Below are 17,054 nucleotides of genomic sequence, written 5' to 3' on the forward strand. Positions count from 1 at the left end.
CTCGCTCCTCAGGGAGCCTCCTCAGGGAGCAGGACATGCCACCCGACGAAAAACGGTGCACGGTCGACGGAGCGTCAGGTCACTCCGGAACGTAGTTGAACGTGTCGGGGTCGGGGCCGATGCGTTCGTCGTTGTTCAGGCGGTCGATCTGGGCGACCTCGGCGTCGGAGAGTTCGAAGTCGAACAGGGCGAAGTTCTCCTCGACGCGCTTGCGGGTGACCGACTTCGGGAAGACGATGTCACCGCGCTGGATGTGCCACCGCAGGGTGACCTGCGCCGGCGACCGGCCCTTGGTCTTGGCGATCTCGGTGATGACCGCGTCGTCGGTCACCTTGCCCTGCGCGATCGGCGACCACGCCTCGGTGGCGATCTTGTGCTCGGAGTTGAACGCACGCAACGGGTTCTGCGAGAGGTACGGATGCACCTCGATCTGGTTCACCGCGGGCACGATGTCGGCCTCGTGGAAGAGACGCTGCAGATGAGCCTGCTGGAAGTTCGACACGCCGATTGCGCGCGCCTTGCCGTCGGCATAGGCCTTCTCGAGGGCCTTCCAGGTCTGGACGTAGTCGCCCACCTCGGGCAGCGGCCAGTGGATCAGGAACAGGTCGATCTGTTCGACGCCGAGGTCGGCCAACGTGCCGTCCAGCGCCTTCAGCGCGGCGTCGTGATCGTGGAAGCCGTTGTTCAGTTTGCTGGTGATGAAGATGTCGTCGCGAGGAATGCCGGAATCGCGGACCGCCTCACCGACGCCCTTCTCGTTCCCGTACATCTCGGCGGTGTCGATGTGCCGGTAACCGACCTCGAACGCCGTCAGAGTTGCCTCGCGCGTGTCTTCCGGCGGAATCTGAAAGACTCCGAAACCCAACTGCGGGATGGTGACTCCGTTGTTGAGGGTGATGGTGGGGACTGTCATGAGCACTTGTCCTCTCGTAGGGGTCTGGAGACGTCGGTCGCGCAGGTCTCCGCTACGACCTGTTCGGGACGCCCGACATCGGGGCGCCCGGCCGCGGCCACGTTCAGGTTCAAGTCGATCCGGCGGTCCCGGTATTCCCCATGGGTCGTCGGCCCTACGTCTCGTCGCCGATCACGCGGTCGAGGAAGTCAGGGGACAACGACGCCGCCTCTGCGCGCTCACCTGCGCGGACACCGGAGGCGACGTGTTCGACGAGCCGCCGGAACTCGTCGCCGCCGTCCAACGGATATCGCACCAGCCCGGCCTCGGCGCACTGCTCCAGCACCGTCACGGTGAGGTCATACGCCTCGTCGAACCGTCCCGCAGCCCCGAGGCACACGGCGAGCAGTCGTTGCGCACGCAGCAGAGCTCGCCGCCGTCCGGTCCCGGTCAGAGCGTCCACCCACCGTTGCGCCCGCCCGCACGCGGCGTCCGACGCGTGCGGGTCGACGTCGGAGTCCAGCGACAATCGGATCGCGGTCTCGGCGTCGAGTTGCGCGACGATCGCGGCGATGCCCTGACGCGGCACATCCGCGCCGGGATCGACGCGGGGCACGATGGGCAACCGGGTCGGGAGGCGCCGCGTCACCTGCTCGTTCTCGGCGAGGGCACGGAGTCGTGGGGTGCCCAGACGCTGGGCCACGTGCACGGCTTCATCCAGATACCGCGCCGCGGTGTCCTGATCGCCGCGGCACAATGCCACTCGCGCTCCGACGAGGTGGCGCGCCTCGATCATGTCGACGACTCCCTCGGCCGCCCCGATCAGAAAGCTCTCGTCCAGCAGACGCTCGGTTTCCTCCAGTTGGCCACGTTCGTAGAGGATCTCGGCGAGTAGAGCGCAGGCGAGCCGGGCGCCCTGCGACTGTGTCGGAGAACCGCGTTCGCGTGACAGCCGGAGTCCGGTACGAAAACACGCTTCGGCGCGGTCGAGGTCGAGCTGCTCGAAGAAGGCGAGCCCGTCGAGCCCGTAGCCGTACATCACCGCGTACGGACCGGTGTTGCGTTGATGCGCCGGGATCGCGCGTTGTTGCCAGCGATGGGCTTCGTCGAAGTCGAATCGCATGGTGGCGCCGAGGGTTCCGACATTGTGGATGGCCGACACGAGGAACGGGGACAATCCCTCCAGGTCCTCGGCGAGGCTCGCCACGAGTTCGTCGAGCCCGTCCAGACGGTCGGAGATGGCGCGTACGCACGCGTCGGCGATATCCGCTTCGCGGCGAATCCCCGCGGCCGCGTCCGATCGCGGCAATCGTTCGAGGGCTATCCGGACCCGTTCGAGAGACGACTCCGCCAGCGCGGCCCGGTGCAGGAGGAGGTTCGCCCAGGCGAGCTGCAGTTGCAGGATCGGATTGGCCGCGACCGTCACCGGCGGCAGCTTCTCGATCAGTGTGAGCAGGGTGGTCATCCGTGAATGCTCGATGAGCGACCGGCCGTCGGTCTCGACCAGTTCGACGGCGCGATCGGCATCACCGGCGGCGAGCGCGTGGTCAACGGCCTCGGTGAGCATGCCGTGCCGGGCGAACCACTCCGAGGCCTTGCGATGAAGCGGTGTGATCAGTTGCGGCTCATCGCGTTCGAGCCTCCGACGGAGGAATTCGACGAAGAGCGAGTGGAACCGGAACCACTCACCGGCTTGGTCCACCCGGGTGAGGAAGAGGTCTCGGACCTCCACCTCCTCGAGCAGGGCCTGCCCCCGGGGCTCGCCACTCAGGGTTGTCGCGAGGTCGGCGCAGATCCGTTCCGGCAACGACACTTTCAAGAGGAATTGCAGAATCTCCGGCTCCAGGACCCCGAGAACGTTCTCGGCCAGGAAGTCACCGATCGCATGATGCCGTCCGGAGATGTCACCGATCAGCTCGGACGGCTCGCCGGATCTGCGCAGGGAGACACACGCCAGCTGGAGTGCGGCCACCCACCCGTCGGTGGACGACCACAGTTCGGCGACCTGGTCGGCGCGAAGGTCCAGCCCGGCGACGTCACGGAGGAATCGCTCGGCCTCGTCGGCATCGAAACATAGTGCCGACATGTCGATCTCGATGATCTCGTCGTGCACTTGCAGGCGACTCACCGGAAGGCCGGCCCGGGTCCGGCTGGTCACGATCACCTGCAGGTGGTGACATCCGTGCTCGAGCAGATAGTCCATTGCTCCGATGACCGCCGCGTCCGTGACCCGATGCCAGTCGTCGATGACGAGCGCGATCCGCCGTCCTCGCGCGTGGACATCGTTGATCAGAGACGTCAGCACGTACTCGTCGGCGCGGTCGCCGTGTTCTTCGACCACCGCCGCGAGATCCCCGACCGTGTCCGGGTCCGCCCGGCCGAGCGCCTCGATGAGGTCGGCGAGGAACCTCGCCAGGCCGTCGTCGCTGTCGTCGACCGTCAGCCAGGCCACCGGTACGCCGTCCTCCGCGAGCTTCTCGGCCCACTGCGCAGCGACCGTGGTCTTCCCGTAGCCGGTGGGTGCGTGGATGAGCGTGAGTCGTCGCAACTTGCCGTCTCGCAGGGTTTCCAGCAGCCGAGACCTGGCGACCTGTGCCCGCGGCCGAACGGGAGCCCGGAACTTCGTCGACGGCATGGGCAGATTCATCGTCGTGCGTCGCCGCTGCGGAGTGGTCGGCGTCGCGGGCCCCATGGCCCCGGCGGGCAGCGCCATCTCGTCGAGCGGGACCCCGAGCAGTCCCTGCGCGTTCCGCAGTTCCTCACCGAGCGCCAGTGCGGAGTCGGGGCGGTCTTCGGGTTCGCGCGCCATCGCGTGTTCGATACAACCGGACACCTCTGCGGGAAACCCGGCGGCCGCGAGGTCCGGGACCCCCTCGCTCGCCACTCGGAGGAAGTGCGCGACGACCTGCTCTCCGCTGCGTCGCTCGAAGGCGGCATGCCCGGTCAGTGCGCAGAACAGGGTCGCGCCGAGCCCGTAGACGTCAGAGGTCACCGAGGGAGCGGCGCCCGCGAGCAGCTCGGGTGCGGTGAAGGCCGGCGACCCGGTGACCAGGTCGGCATCGGTCTCGAAGCCCCCGCTGATGCGCGCGATCCCGAAGTCTGTCAGCTGGGGTTCGCTGTACTCGGTGATGAGGATGTTCCCCGGTTTGATGTCGCGATGCAGTGTGCCCGCACGGTGCGCGGTCTCGAGGGCGCCGGCCACCTTGATCCCCAGGCGCAAAATCTCGCGCCACTCGAGAGGGCCGTCCTTGCGAATGCGCACGTCGAGCGACGCGTGGGGGTGATATTGCATCACGATGAACGGAAAGCCCTCGGGCGTCGAACCCACCTCGAGGATGTTGACGATGTTCGGGTGACCGGAGAGACGGCCCATGGCGCGCTGCTCGCGAACGAATCGCTCGAGGTTCTCCTTGTCGAGGTGATCCGTCAGCACCTTCACCGCGACGTCGCGGTCGAGAGCCGGTTGCCGACAGCGGTACACCGCTCCGTAACCGCCACGCCCGATCTCGACCGGGTCGGCGAAACCCGCACCCACCAATTCACCTGCGACGTCGCGAACGGCATCGCGCTGTGTGGTCAACGGATCGTTCTCGACCATGATCTGCCTCGATCGCGTGTCGATCGGCTGCTGCCCTGTCCAGCCTACTCAGGCATGCGTCGGGAGCGGGGCTTTCGTTACCAGAGCGGAGTGCCCCCGGACCGAGCGGCCACACCAATTCGGCCCCTGCGTTTCCCAACCGTCGACATCTGTGACAGAGTTGACGCGCAGCCATCGGTCTTGGTGGTTGCTCACTGAAGAAAGAAGTACAGCAGTATGGCACAGGGAACCGTCAAGTGGTTCAACGGCGAAAAGGGCTTCGGCTTCATCGCTCCCGACGACCAGGGCGCAGACGTCTTCGTCCACTACTCCTCGATCACCGGTAGCGGCTTCCGCAACCTCGAGGAGAACCAGCGTGTCGAATTCGACGTGGAGCAGGGTGCCAAGGGCCCCCAGGCTACCAACGTCAGCGCGCTCTGAGCTCCTGACTTTCGCGAAACGCCCCACTCGGCCATCAGGTCGGACGGGGCGTTTCGTCGTCTCCGGGGCGTAGACGCAATCTGATAACGTTCGTATTCAGATATCGGTCTGGTACGGACGGGAGACGAGTGTGCCGCTCGACGAGAACTCATTGCTCTGGCGCTACGTGGGAGACCGCCGGTTCGTCATGGCGATCTGCCGGGCCGTGTCCCTGCAGATGTTGCACCCGTCGATAGCCGCCGCCACCCACGAGTTCTCGATGGTCCAGAATCGGGTGTACGTCCACAAACGGCGAACGACTCCCTGCATCATCCGGTCGGCATACGAAGACGACTTCGACGCCTTGCGACGAATCCGGTACAGCCACGACCACTTTCACGGTCGACGCCCCGACGGCCGGCGTTACCACGCACTCAACCCGGAGGTCTTCCTCTTCGAGCACGCGACATACGTCGATGCGCTGTTCACCTGTGTCGACGTGTTCTTCGACGGACTCGACCCCGACGACCGCGAGCAGCTGTACGCCGAGACCTGCGAGTGGTACGGCCGATACGGAATCTCCACTCGCACGCTGCCGACGACGCTGAGCGACTTCCGGGACTACTTCACCGAGGCGCTGGCCACCGAACTCGATCCCGACCCGGGTCTGGGGTGGTACCGGGAGCAGCTGCTTCGGCCCGACTATTGGTATTTCCGCGCACTTCCGACGCCCGCTGTGCGCGCCATCCAGCATCCCGTGGCCGCCGGGCACCTGGGACTGACGCCGTCGCGGTCCGACCGGCGCGTTCTCGCGACCACCGCGTCGATGCTGAGGACCGCAGACAGGGTCGCCCCGGCACACAACATCTGGCCGGGCGAGGTGCGCGCCAAAGTCCTCGCGGCACGTCGACCGTCCTGACGAAAACCCGCCCTCCCCGATGTAGTCCACGTCACAATGAGGCGTGGTACGGCCCGAGGAGACGTGAGGGTGATGCAGGTGACCGATCCCGTGGTGGTGCTGACCAAGGCCCGAACATCAAGCGAGATGCGGGCGGTACGCGAGTGGACCGCGGCGAACTACCCGGATGCGACGATCTCCCGGTCGGCGGACATCGATTTCGACACGATGGCGCCGGAGACCCTGCTCGTACCGGTCCGAGCGGTCTGGCTGCCCGCGGTCCGGCAGGGCGAGCGGCGGGTCACGCTCGGCGACGTGCTGGTGCTGTCGAATCCTCGACGCCCGCTCGGCGCGGTTCAACCACTCATCCGCAGGAGACGGCCGGACAGTCTCCGCGTCGTCGCCGGCGCGCCCGCGACGATCGAGGAACTCCTTACCCGATACGCCCATCATCAGGCTCAGGGTGAACCGTTCGCCCAGTTCGTCCTGTTCCAGGCGTCGGTCTCGGCCGAGCGGGCCGAACGTCAGATCGTCGGTGACCGCTACAAGGTCCCCCGGCTCGTCGCCGAGCAGATCAGCAGCTCGTCGCGATTCCAGACGTCCGCGGCGAAACTCGCCGCCGAACTGGGCCGGCCCACCGACGCGGTGGTCGCCGAGGCCACCGACAAACTCTCCACCTTCGTCGCCACGCAGAGCCGCCTCATGGACGACGTGTTCTCGGCGACCTTCAACCGGTTGCACGAGCGGGCCTGGAACGTCACCGTCGACGTGGAGAACCTCAACACCCTGCGCACCCTCAACAAGTCGACCGGCCTGATCTTCCTGCCGTCGCACCGGTCCTACGTCGATCCGCTCGTCCTCGCCAAGGTGTTGCGCACCAACGATTTCCCACCGAATCTCGTCCTGGGTGGAAACAATCTGTCGTTCTGGCCGGTGGGGCCGGTCGCGCGCCGCGCCGGCATGATCTTCATCCGGCGGAAGTTCGGCGCGGACCCGGTCTACAAGTTCGCCATGCGCTCCTACCTCGCCTACATCGTCGAGAAGCGCTTCAATCTGGAGTGGTACATCGAAGGAGGCCGCAGCCGGACCGGCAAGCTGCGGAAGCCGAAACTCGGCCTGCTCACCTATGTCGTCGATGCCGTGGGCCAACTCGACGAGGCCGACGTGACGATCGTGCCGACGTCGATCGTGTACGACCAGCTCCAGGAGATCGGTGCGATGGCGGCCGAGGATGCCGGTGGCACAAAGAAACCCGAGGGAGTCGGGTGGCTGCTGCGCTACGCGAAGGCGCAGCGCGCCTATCTTGGCGAGGCGCGGGTGCGATTCGGCACGCCCATCTCGCTGCGGACCGCTCTCGACGACGCCGGCGAAGGGCGCTCCCGACTGGAGAAGGTCGCGTTCCGGGTGATGGACGAGATCAACTCGGCCACCCCGATCTCGGCCACCTCGCTGGCCGGCTTCGCGCTCCTCGGCGCCCAGGACCGGGCCTACACCCTCGCGGAGATCGAGAACATCCTGGCGCCTCTGCTCGACTACATCCGCCGGCGCGAGTTGCCCGGGCCGGATCCGGCACTGTGTCGCGGGGTCGGGCTGACCCAGACGCTTCGGGTCCTCGCCGGGAACGGCGTCGTGAGTTGTTACGAGGGCGGGTCCGAACCGGTGTGGTCCATCGTGCCCGACAACCACGCGGTCGCCGCCTACTACCGCAACGGCGCGCTGCACCATTTCGTCGACCGGGCGATCGTCGAGGTCGCCATGCTCGCCGTGGCCGACGGGGAGGTCCGGGCCGATGATGTCCCGCCCGGCGAGGCCCCGACCGGGTACGACGAGGCGGCCGACGGTCCGGTCGCCGACGAGGGCCTGCTCGCCGCGTCGCAACGCGAGGCCCTGCGGATTCGGGACCTGCTCAAGTTCGAGTTCTTCTTTCCGCCGAAAGTCGAGTTCCTGCACCGCCTAGGCCTCGAACTGGACCTGCTCGCCCCGGGTTGGCGTGCCGTCACCCCGACCCAGGAGTGGACCTACGAGGTCTTGCACGGGCATACCGGCGGCCTGCTGGCCCGACGCACACTGCAGCCGTTCTTCGACGCCCAACTGGTGTTCGCAACCAAGCTCGTGGAGCTCGGCACGGCGTCGCGCGACAAGGACGAGCTGATCACCGACTGCCTGGGCCTGGGCCGTCAACTGTCGCTGCAAGGCGCTGTGCGCAGCAAGGATTCGGTCTCCAAGGACATCTACGACGGGTGCTACCAGCTCGCCGACAACCGCAATCTGATCCACGGCGAGAACATCACCGATCTCGCGGCCGCCCGGCACGACTGGCTCGACGAGGTCGAGGCGATGCGCGAGCGACTGGCCCGGATCGCCTCGATCGAGGACATCCAACCCGCTGTGTGGGCGGAGGCCACGCCGTGAGTGCCTTCACCGACCGCATGCGGGCCATCCGGTCCGCGCCCACCGGCAAGAAGGTCGCCGCCCTCTTCGACTACGACGGCACCTTGATCGAGGGATTCTCCGCGGCCGCCATCATGCGGGCACGGTTGCGGAGCATGGAATTCGGGCTGGGCGAGCTCGCCGACTTCCTCGTCATCGGTCTGCGCGGCGTCGTGTCCGAGCAGGACTACGCGGAGGTGCTCGATGCCACGCGGCCCACCTTCGCCGGCAAGACGTACGCCGAGATGATCGAGTTCGGCGAACACCTCTTCAAGTACGAGACGGCGGCCAAGTTGCGGCCGCAGATGTGGCAGATCCTGCGCGCGCACCGGGAGATGGGCCACACGATCGTCATCGCATCATCGGCCACCCGATTCCAGATCGAGCCCATCGCACGGGAGATCGAGGCCGACTTCGCGCTGGCCACCGACGTCGAGGTCGTCGACGGGGTGGTCACCGGCAACATCCGGGGACGCCCGCTCTGGGGGCCCGGAAAGGCCGCCGCGGTGCGGACTCTCGCTCGCGAGCACGGCATCAACCTCAGCGCCTCGTTCGCCTACAGCGACGGCAACGAGGACATCCCCTACCTCGAATCGGTGGGCAACCCGGCGGCCGTCTCACCACGTCGAATCCTGCGGGCGGAGGCCGAGACCCGCGGGTGGCCGATCATCGACCTGAAGAACCCCACGTACAACCGGCTCGGGATGCTGGCCAGGACCGGTGCCTTCTACAGCTCGTTCCTCGCATCCGCCGCGGTGGGCGTCACGACCGGGCTCGTCCGGCGCGACCCCTCCGCCCTGGTCGAGGCGCTGCCGACCGGCACCGACGTCGGACTGTCCCTGGCCGGGATCCACGTACAGGTCCTCGAAGGGGGTGAGTACCTCACGTCGGCGCGTCCCTGTGTGTTCCTCTTCAACCACCAGTCGAAACTCGACCTGCCGGTGATGATCAACCTGGTCCGGTCCGAGGCGACCGGCGTGGCCAAGAAGGAAGTGCAACGGGTGCCGGTCGTCGGGCCGATCCTGCAGCAGGCCGGGCTGGTGTTCATCGATCGCGCCGACCCCGGCCGCGCGATCGAACAACTGGCACCGGCGGTGAGAGCGCTGCGAGACGAGGGGATGTCCCTGGTGGTGGCACCCGAGGGCACCCGGTCCCCCACTCCCCGCGTGGGCCGGTTCAAGAAGGGTCCCTTCCACATCGCCATGCAGGCGGGTGTGCCGATCGTCCCGGTGGTCCTCCGCAACACCGGTGAGTTGATGTGGCGCGGTGCGCAACTCATCCGGCCGGGCACCGTCGAGGTGATGGTTCTGCCGCCGGTGCACACCAGCGACTGGTCGCCTGCCGAGATCGGCGACCGCGCCGAAGAGGTGCGGCAGATGTATGTCAGCGCCCTGGCGGATTGGCCCCTGGACTTCTTCGCCGACGACGACGCCCGGCCACCGACCGAGGTCCCCGAGGAGAGGCAGCTGTGAGCGACGAGACCGACCTAACCGACGGCGTCGACCGCCCGCTGGACTGGGCGAACGAGCCACACATGAGCTCGGTGGACACCATCATGTGGCGCGGCGACACCGACCGGCGCATGCGCGGGACCATCTGCATGCTCGAGGTGTACGACTGCGCGCCCGACTGGGGCCGGCTCGTGGCCGCGCACGAATGGGGAAGCCGGATGGCGCCACGATTCCGGCAGCGCGTCGTCGATTCGCCGTTCGGTACCGGTACGCCCAGCTGGGCCGTCGACCCGGATTTCGACCTGCATTACCATCTGCGCCGAATCCGATTGGGCGGCAACGGAAGCATGCGCGAGCTGCTTGTCACCTGTGAACAGCTCGCGATGACCGCGCTGGACGCGGCACGCCCGCCGTGGGAGGGCACGCTGATCGAAGGGCTTCCCGACGGCAGGGCCGCGTATTTCCTCAAAGCCCACCATGCACTCACCGACGGCATGGGGGCCATCATCGGACTCGCACAGCTGCATTCACCCACCCGCGAACACAATCCGGGCAAACCCCAGCCGCCGAGTCCCGACCCGGTGAACATCACCCCCGTCGACCTGCTCCGCCGGCAGCTGGGCGAGGAGATCCGTCGGATCCCCCATCGCCTGGACACGACCTTCCGCGGAGTCCGCGCCCTGCAGCATCCCCGGCAGGCATTGAGTTCTGTGCTGCGATATGGGCGTTCGGTCCCCCGCGTGGCCGGTCTGGTCAGCCCCCCGGGTTCACCGCTACTCGCACACCGGAGTCTGTCGTGGCGTTTCAGCGCATTCGAGGTCCCGTTCACCGACCTCAAGGCGGCCGCCACGGCGACCCGCGCGTCGATCAACGACGTGTATCTGGCCGGGCTCGTCGGTGGCTTCCGCCTGTATCACGAGAAGATGGGCACCCCGATCGAGACGATGCCGGTGGCCATCCCGATCTCGGTGCGTCGTCCGGAGGACCCGGCGGGCGGAAACCGCATCGCGGTGGGACGACTCGCCGGGCCGGTGGGGATCGCCGACCCGTTCGAGCGTGTGCTCACCATCCGTGAGCAGGTACGCGTCGCCCGGCACGAACCGGCAGTCGACATCTTCAACACCCTCGGGTCGGTCATGGCGTGGCTCCCCGGTTCGGTTCTCATGCAGTTCAGCGGCACGACCAGCCAGAACGACCTACAGGCCAGCAACGTACCGGGTATCCCGTGGGACACCTACGTGGCCGGCGCCAAGGTGGAGCGGATGTTCCCCTTCGGCCCGCTCCCCGGCTGCGCGATGATGGCGACGATGATCACCCACAACGGGACGGCTTGTCTCGGAATCAATTCCGACGGGGCCGCGGTCACCGACCTCGAGTTGTTCGCGGACTGCCTCGTCGCCGGATTCGGCGAGGTGCTCGCGCTGGCCGCCGACGACGAGGTGGTGCCGGGGACCCTCCGGCGGGTGGTGTGACCGAAACTCAGATCTGCCACCGAACCGGGCGGGAGATGATGTCGCGGAGCCGGCGGCGGTAGTACCGCGCGGACTCCTGGTTGAACACGTCCATGGCGGCCGCCGTCGCCTCGACGTCGCGAGCGCGCATGGCGTCGAGGATGTCCTGCTGGAGTTCGAAGGCCGCGAGCCTGGTCGCGATGGGGTGTTCGACGGGTTCGGCGTCGCGGACGAGCAGCCACAGTGTCTCCATCACGACCCGCAGGGCGGGATTGCCCGCAGCCTCGTAGACACCGCGCTGGAAGGCCGCGTTGTTCTCCTGGAAGTTGTCGTGGTCCTCGGGGTGCTCGCGCATCCGGTCCAGCGCGGCCTGCATCGCATCGAGTTGATCGTCGGTGACATTCTCCGCCGCCGCGCGCGCGACCATCGGTTCGAGCATCAGCCGAACGTCGATGACATCGCTGATGTTCGCGCCGTTGATCTGCAGGAAGAGCTTCATGATGTTGCCGAGGGAATCGAGTTCGGGCCGCTTGGCGATGGGGCCACCACCGATCCCGGCCTTGATCGTCACCAGGTCGCGACTCTCGAGCAGCCGCAGCGCCTCGCGCACCGTCGTCCGGGCCACCCCGTACTCGGTGACCATCTCCTTCTCGGTGGGCAGCCGTTGGCCCTCGACGATGCCGCCACCGAGAATCTCGTCGGCCACCATGTTGGCCACCTTCGCGGACATCTTCTGTCCACGAGGCTGACGGGTGTCGGGCTCGTCGGCGACGGTCATGGGTCTCCCGTGGGTGCGCAGGTCGGTCGGTGTCGATACCTTACCGACCTCGGCGTCCGGCGGTTCGCGAACAAGCCGGTTGCCCGAACTCCGTGACTCCTTCGCCATAAACTCTGTACATATTTAAGGAGCTTCGATACCGTGGGGCCGATCACGATCTGTTCGCGCCCGCCGCCCGTGCGCACCGCCGCCGCGAGCGAGCGATCAATCGGCGCGGCTCAGGAGAGGTAGGCACACGAGATGGCGACAACCACTGCATCAGAGCATCTCTCGGTCACGATGCGCGAGCCCGGCGTCGCGTGTGTCGAGCTGGCCCGCGGCAAGGTGAACGCCGTGGACGGCCAGATGTACGACGACATCGCCGCCACCTTCGACGCCCTGTCCGACGATCAGGAGGTCCGCGCGATCGTCCTGACCGGGCGCGGCCGGATCTTCTGCGCGGGCAACGACATCAACGAGTTCCGCACGATGTCCACGATCAGCGGTGACATCGCCATGCGACGTGCCCGGCGCGCGCTGTTCAGCATCCGTGACTGCCATCTGCCCGTCGTCGCGGCGGTCAACGGCCCCGCCCTGGGAAGCGGTTTCGGCTTTGTCGCCCTGTCGGATCTCGTCGTCGCCTCCGAGCGGGCCACGTTCGGACTTCCCGAGATGAATGTCGGCGTCCTCGGCGGTGGTCGCTTCACCGCACGGATGCTGCCCCAGCAGGCGATGCGCCGGATGTTCCTCACGGCCGAGCCCGCCGATGCGACGACGCTGGCACGCTGGGGTGCCCCGATCGAGGTCGTCGCGCACGAGGAACTGATGGAGATCGCCACCGCGCGCGCCCGTTCGATCGCGGCGAAGAGCCGGCACGCCATCGTGCTGGCCAAGCAGTCGCTGAACGGATGTGAGGACCTCGACATCCGGCGCGGCTACGAGCTCGAACAGTCGTTCACCGTCCGGCTCTCCGAACATCCGGATTCCAAGGCGGCCGTCGAAGCACAGGTCGCCGGCCTGGCCAAGGGCTGATCACGACGACCTGTGCTACCGAGCGTCAGTGCATGTGGCTTCCGCCGTTGATGTCGATCGTGGTGCCGGTGAGGTAAGCAGCATCCTCGGAGCTGAGGAAGGTGATGACCGAGGCGACCTCGCGAGTGGTGGCAACGCGGCCCAGCGGGATGCTCGCGGCGATCGCCGCCTCCTGCTCGGAGGTGCTGCCGACCCGGATCGCGGTGTCTGCTGCGCCCGGCGCGACCGCGTTGACGGTCACTCCGCAGTCGCCGAGCTCGCGCGCGAGGCTCTTGGTGAAGCCGAGGACCGCGGCCTTGGCCGACGAGTAGGGAACCTTGCCGAAGACGCCGCCGCCACGCTCAGCCGACACCGACGACATGTTGACGATCCGCCCCCATCCGTTCTCGATCATGTCCGGCAGGAATGCCTTCGTGACGAGGTAGGTGCCGGTGGCGTTGACGGCCATCACCTTGTTCCACAGGTCGACCGTGGTCTCGAGGAACGGGACGGGTGAGGTGATGCCCGCGATGTTGGCGAGCGCGCCGATCGGGGGCAGCGCTCCCGAAGCGACCTCGGCCGCGATGGCCTCATGGGCTCGTGCGACCGAGGACTCGTCGGCGACGTCGATGGCGGTGCCGAACGCGGGAACGTCGTAGGCGTTGCCGATCTCGGCGGCGACCTTGGCCGAGCTCTCGCCGTCGAGATCGAGAACGACGATGGCCCAGCCGTCCTCGGCGTAGCGCGCGGCAGTCGCGCGACCCAGTCCGGATTCGGATGCGGCGCCGGTGATGACGGCGGTGCGCTTGATGGTCATGGTGAATCTCCTTGCTGTAGCGATGTTCAGGTGCCGGCGGGGTGCAGGTTCAGAAGCGATTCGATGGTGTCGGCCGCCGCGGCGGCTGAAGATGCGCGCGCGCCCTCGGACACGTCGTGCGTCTCCAGTTCGAGGGTGAAGTGACCGTCGAAGGCATTGCGTTGCAACGCGACCAAGCCCTGCTCGAAGTCGACCTCGCCCCGCCCGATGCTGAGATTGATGTTGCCTGGCATCAAGGGGTCGGGCAGATCGGAGACGAGTCCTCGGGTCGCGTCGCGGAGATGGACGTGGGCGGTGCGGTCACCGTACGCGTCGATCGTCTCGGTCAGCCCCGCTCCGGAGGCGACGACGTGGCTGAAGTCCACGACGTGACGGACCCGGCTCCCGTCGAGCCGGGCCGCAAGGGCCAGCGCGCGTTCGGCCGTGCAGCACAACCGATGTACGTGCAGGGACTCGGTCCACAACTCGACCCCGCAGTCCTCTGCGGTCTCGGCGGCCTCGGCGAGCCGGCCGGCCACCCGGTCGAGATCGGCGGTGAGCGTCTCGACCGGCTCATGCGACAACGCCCCGTTCGGCAGGACCAGGGCAGTCGCTCCCACCGCGGCGGCGAGCGTCAACAGTTCATGGAGGTGTGCGCGGGAGGCGTCCAGTTCGCTCGTCGAAGCCGGGCGGTTCAGGTCGCCGATGTCGGCGTTGATCGAGCGCACGCCGAGTCCGCTGTCCCGAACTGTCCGGGCGACTCGAGATCGCACCTGCTCATCGAGCGCGAGCGGGACGTGCTCGCACACCGTCGGTAGAGAACCGAGATCGACTTCACGAAACCCCAGTTCGGCGATGGTGCCGAGGGCTCGGCTCAGCTCTTGTCGACGAAACGTGATCGTCGAACAACCGAGTCGTGGGTGGCGCATTTCCTGCCTCCTTGGTCGTGATGCGGACCACAGTAAGCGTCAACCTGCAAACAGTCAACCGCCAACCGTCGACTGTTGACAATGAAAGTGTGTCGGGTCACACTCGTGGTTGTTGCGGCCCAACGCTCACTGAGAAACTTGACCCATCTACTCGAAGGAGGGGTGCGCGATGACGACAGCGGCACTCCAGATGCGCGGCCCGATCGAGGGCACGCCGGACGCAAAACGCGTCGCCGTCGGCTCCTCGGTCGGCGCCGTGATCGAGACCTACGACTTCATCGGCTTCGGTACGGCTGCAGCGCTGTACTTCGGCACTGCGTTCTTCCCCGGACAGAGTTCGGTGGCCGGCACGCTCGCGGCATTTGCCACGCTCGGCGTCGGGTTCGCCGCCCGCCCCATCGGCGGCATCATCGGCGGGCACCTCGGTGACCGCGTCGGGCGTAAACCCGTCCTCGTCGCCTCGCTGATCGTGATGGGCCTGGCGACCTTCGTCATCGGCCTGCTCCCGACCTACGCCCAGGTCGGCGTGATCGCCCCGATCCTCCTGGTCATCGTGCGGATCGTGCAGGGCCTCGCCTTCGGCGCCGAATGGGGTGGCGCGATTCTGATGAGTTACGAACACGCGCCATGGCGGTCGAAGGGCAAGTACACCGGCATCGTGCAGGCCGGCTTCCCCGTCGGATTGCTGCTGGCCAATCTGGTGTTCCTCGGCAGCGTCCACCTCGGTGGCGACTGGGCCTGGCGGGTGCCGTTCCTGGCCAGCATCGTGCTGGTAGCGGTCGGGCTGATCATCCGGGCCAAGGTCCCCGAATCCCCGGTGTTCGAGGAGGTCAAGGACTCCGGCCGGGTCGAGAAGTCCCCGGTCATCGAGTCCATCAAGCACGATTGGCGAGACATCCTGCGCGGCATCGGACTTCGCGTCGCCGAAACCGCCGGTTACGCGGTGTCGATCACCTACATGATCTCGTACCTGCACAGCGAGGAACTCGCCACCAAGAGCGAGACCCTGACGTCTCTGTGTATCGCCTCTGCGATCGGTGTGGGGGCCACCGTCGGGTGGGCGACACTGACCGACAAGGTCGGTCGGCGTCCCGTCTACATCGGCGTCTGCGCGTTCGCCGTACTCTTCGCGATCCCGATGTTCCTGCTGGTCAACACAGGCTTGATCTTGTTCATCGCGGCGACGATCGTCCTGTCCTATGCGGTCTGCCAGAACGCTCTTGCCGGTGCGCAGGGCGCGTGGTTCCCCGAACTGTTCGACGCCGCGCGCCGCGCCTCGGGAGCCTCCCTCGCCTACCAGATCTCGGCCATGGTCTCCGGCTTCACGCCCTTCATCACGACCCTGCTCTTCATCTGGCTCGGGTGGGTCGGACCCGCCCTGTTGTTCGCCTCCTACGCCGCGATCGGGCTCGTCGCCGCGCTGATGACCCGCGAGACGTGGGGCCCCGAACAGCGCCGCCTGGTCGCCGACGCGCACCGCAATGCAGCTGAACACGACCATGTCGACGAACGCCCTTCTGTCTCCCATCCCACCAAGGAACTGCTGTGACTGTCACCTCCCACACCGCCGTCGACATCGAGATCGACCCCACCGACCGCCTCGCCGAGGTCACCGACTTCGCCTACCGGATGCGCCACCATGTCATCGACATGGGTGAGGTCCAGGGGCAGGGATATGTCGGCCAGGCGCTCGGCGCCGCCGACATCCTCGCGACCGTCTATGCGAGCCAGCTCCGACACCGCCCGACCGACCCCCACTGGGCCGAACGCGACCGCTTCCTGCTGTCCACCGGGCATTACGCCATCGGCCTCTATGCCGCACTCGCCGCGGCGGGGATCATCGAGACCGACGAACTCCTCACCTACGCCGCCGACGACTCCCGTCTTCCCATGTCCGGGATGGCCTCGTACACACCGGGAATGGAGATCTCCGGGGGCTCGCTGGGCCACGGACTGACCGTGGCGGTCGGCATGGCCCTCGGCTTGCGCCACCAGAACTCGGAATCCCGCATCTTCAACTTCCTGTCCGACGGCGAACTCGACGAAGGGTCGACGTGGGAGGCCGCGATGGGCGCCCATCACCATCAGCTGGGCAACCTCATCGCGATGGTCGACATGAACGCGCTGCAGGCCGACGGCCCGACGGCCGGGATTCTGAACATCGAACCGGTCGAACAGAAATGGGAAGCTGCCGGCTGGTACGTACGCCGGGTCAACGGCAACGATCCGGTCGCACTCCTCGACGCGTTCGACGACGTGGCATCCCGGGCCACCCCGCGCGGGACACCGTCGATCGTCATCTGCGACACCAAGGTCGGTTATGGCGCGACAATCCTCGAGGATCGCGAGAAGGCGCACTTCATGCGGATCGAGGAGCACGAGTGGCAGATCTGCCGAGACCAACTGACCGAACGCTTCTCATCGAACATCCCGAAGGCCTGA

General features: G+C 67.0%; 13 protein-coding genes. 8 read left to right on the forward strand and 5 right to left on the reverse strand.

Annotation, left to right across the window (positions count from 1 at the left end; genetic code table 11):
* Positions 1–79: 79 nt before the first annotated feature.
* Together BCM27_RS24050 and BCM27_RS24055 are read right to left on the reverse strand one after the other, a co-directional pair.
* Complete coding sequence (locus tag BCM27_RS24050; protein ID WP_033204264.1) at positions 80–913, reverse strand: aldo/keto reductase; 834 nt, start codon at positions 911–913, stop codon at positions 80–82.
* A 154-nt stretch (positions 914–1,067) separates the two neighbouring features.
* The gene (locus BCM27_RS24055; protein ID WP_004020475.1) at positions 1,068–4,490 is read right to left on the reverse strand and encodes a serine/threonine-protein kinase; all 3,423 of its coding nucleotides are present in this window, start codon (positions 4,488–4,490) and stop codon (positions 1,068–1,070) included.
* A gap of 216 nt (positions 4,491–4,706) precedes the next feature.
* On the opposite strand from BCM27_RS24055, the gene BCM27_RS24060 reads away from it, so the two are divergent.
* The 5 genes from BCM27_RS24060 (at position 4,707) to BCM27_RS24080 (ending at position 11,140) form a co-directional block, all read left to right on the forward strand.
* Complete coding sequence (locus BCM27_RS24060) at positions 4,707–4,910, forward strand: cold-shock protein (RefSeq protein WP_004020476.1); 204 nt, start codon at positions 4,707–4,709, stop codon at positions 4,908–4,910.
* 130 nt (positions 4,911–5,040) lie between these two features.
* Positions 5,041–5,808 (forward strand): oxygenase MpaB family protein, encoded by a 768-nt coding sequence (locus BCM27_RS24065; protein WP_004020477.1) that lies wholly within the window; start codon positions 5,041–5,043, stop codon positions 5,806–5,808.
* Positions 5,809–5,880: 72 nt separating this feature from the next.
* Positions 5,881–8,199, forward strand: a complete 2,319-nt coding sequence (locus BCM27_RS24070) for a glycerol-3-phosphate 1-O-acyltransferase (RefSeq protein ID WP_004020478.1) — start codon at positions 5,881–5,883, stop codon at positions 8,197–8,199.
* The gene (locus BCM27_RS24075; RefSeq protein WP_004020479.1) at positions 8,196–9,689 is read left to right on the forward strand and encodes an HAD-IB family hydrolase; all 1,494 of its coding nucleotides are present in this window, start codon (positions 8,196–8,198) and stop codon (positions 9,687–9,689) included. Before BCM27_RS24070 ends, BCM27_RS24075 begins: the two co-directional genes overlap by 4 nt.
* Positions 9,686–11,140: a wax ester/triacylglycerol synthase domain-containing protein gene (locus BCM27_RS24080; protein WP_004020480.1), complete on the forward strand. Its 1,455-nt coding sequence runs from the start codon at positions 9,686–9,688 to the stop codon at positions 11,138–11,140. Before BCM27_RS24075 ends, BCM27_RS24080 begins: the two co-directional genes overlap by 4 nt.
* Positions 11,141–11,147: 7 nt before the next feature.
* Here the strand turns inward: BCM27_RS24080 and BCM27_RS24085 are convergent, their stop codons facing one another.
* The gene (locus BCM27_RS24085; protein WP_033204266.1) at positions 11,148–11,897 is read right to left on the reverse strand and encodes a FadR/GntR family transcriptional regulator; all 750 of its coding nucleotides are present in this window, start codon (positions 11,895–11,897) and stop codon (positions 11,148–11,150) included.
* Positions 11,898–12,137: 240 nt separating this feature from the next.
* On the opposite strand from BCM27_RS24085, the gene BCM27_RS24090 reads away from it, so the two are divergent.
* Positions 12,138–12,908, forward strand: a complete 771-nt coding sequence (locus tag BCM27_RS24090; RefSeq protein WP_004020482.1) for an enoyl-CoA hydratase-related protein — start codon at positions 12,138–12,140, stop codon at positions 12,906–12,908.
* Between the two features lie 25 nt (positions 12,909–12,933).
* Here the strand turns inward: BCM27_RS24090 and BCM27_RS24095 are convergent, their stop codons facing one another.
* Positions 12,934–13,704, reverse strand: a complete 771-nt coding sequence (locus BCM27_RS24095; protein WP_004020483.1) for an SDR family NAD(P)-dependent oxidoreductase — start codon at positions 13,702–13,704, stop codon at positions 12,934–12,936.
* Between the two features lie 26 nt (positions 13,705–13,730).
* Positions 13,731–14,612, reverse strand: a complete 882-nt coding sequence (locus tag BCM27_RS24100; RefSeq protein WP_004020484.1) for a sugar phosphate isomerase/epimerase family protein — start codon at positions 14,610–14,612, stop codon at positions 13,731–13,733.
* Between the two features lie 169 nt (positions 14,613–14,781).
* Here BCM27_RS24100 and BCM27_RS24105 point away from each other — a divergent pair, with 169 nt between their 5' ends.
* Together BCM27_RS24105 and BCM27_RS24110 are read left to right on the forward strand one after the other, a co-directional pair.
* Positions 14,782–16,161 (forward strand): MFS transporter, encoded by a 1,380-nt coding sequence (locus BCM27_RS24105; protein ID WP_004020485.1) that lies wholly within the window; start codon positions 14,782–14,784, stop codon positions 16,159–16,161.
* Complete coding sequence (locus tag BCM27_RS24110; RefSeq protein ID WP_004020486.1) at positions 16,158–17,054, forward strand: transketolase; 897 nt, start codon at positions 16,158–16,160, stop codon at positions 17,052–17,054. Before BCM27_RS24105 ends, BCM27_RS24110 begins: the two co-directional genes overlap by 4 nt.

This window comes from Gordonia terrae, assembly GCF_001698225.1.
GTDB classification, from domain to species: Bacteria; Actinomycetota; Actinomycetes; order Mycobacteriales; family Mycobacteriaceae; genus Gordonia; species Gordonia terrae.

Coding starts and splice junctions, on each gene's coding strand:
- BCM27_RS24050 (WP_033204264.1), bottom strand. CDS start 913: ATGACAGTCCCCACCATCACCCTCAACAACGGAGTCACCATCCCGCAG.
- BCM27_RS24055 (WP_004020475.1), bottom strand. CDS start 4,490: ATGGTCGAGAACGATCCGTTGACCACACAGCGCGATGCCGTTCGCGAC.
- BCM27_RS24060 (WP_004020476.1), top strand. CDS start 4,707: ATGGCACAGGGAACCGTCAAGTGGTTCAACGGCGAAAAGGGCTTCGGC.
- BCM27_RS24070 (WP_004020478.1), top strand. CDS start 5,881: ATGCAGGTGACCGATCCCGTGGTGGTGCTGACCAAGGCCCGAACATCA.
- BCM27_RS24085 (WP_033204266.1), bottom strand. CDS start 11,897: ATGACCGTCGCCGACGAGCCCGACACCCGTCAGCCTCGTGGACAGAAG.
- BCM27_RS24090 (WP_004020482.1), top strand. CDS start 12,138: ATGGCGACAACCACTGCATCAGAGCATCTCTCGGTCACGATGCGCGAG.
- BCM27_RS24095 (WP_004020483.1), bottom strand. CDS start 13,704: ATGACCATCAAGCGCACCGCCGTCATCACCGGCGCCGCATCCGAATCC.
- BCM27_RS24100 (WP_004020484.1), bottom strand. CDS start 14,612: ATGCGCCACCCACGACTCGGTTGTTCGACGATCACGTTTCGTCGACAA.
- BCM27_RS24105 (WP_004020485.1), top strand. CDS start 14,782: ATGACGACAGCGGCACTCCAGATGCGCGGCCCGATCGAGGGCACGCCG.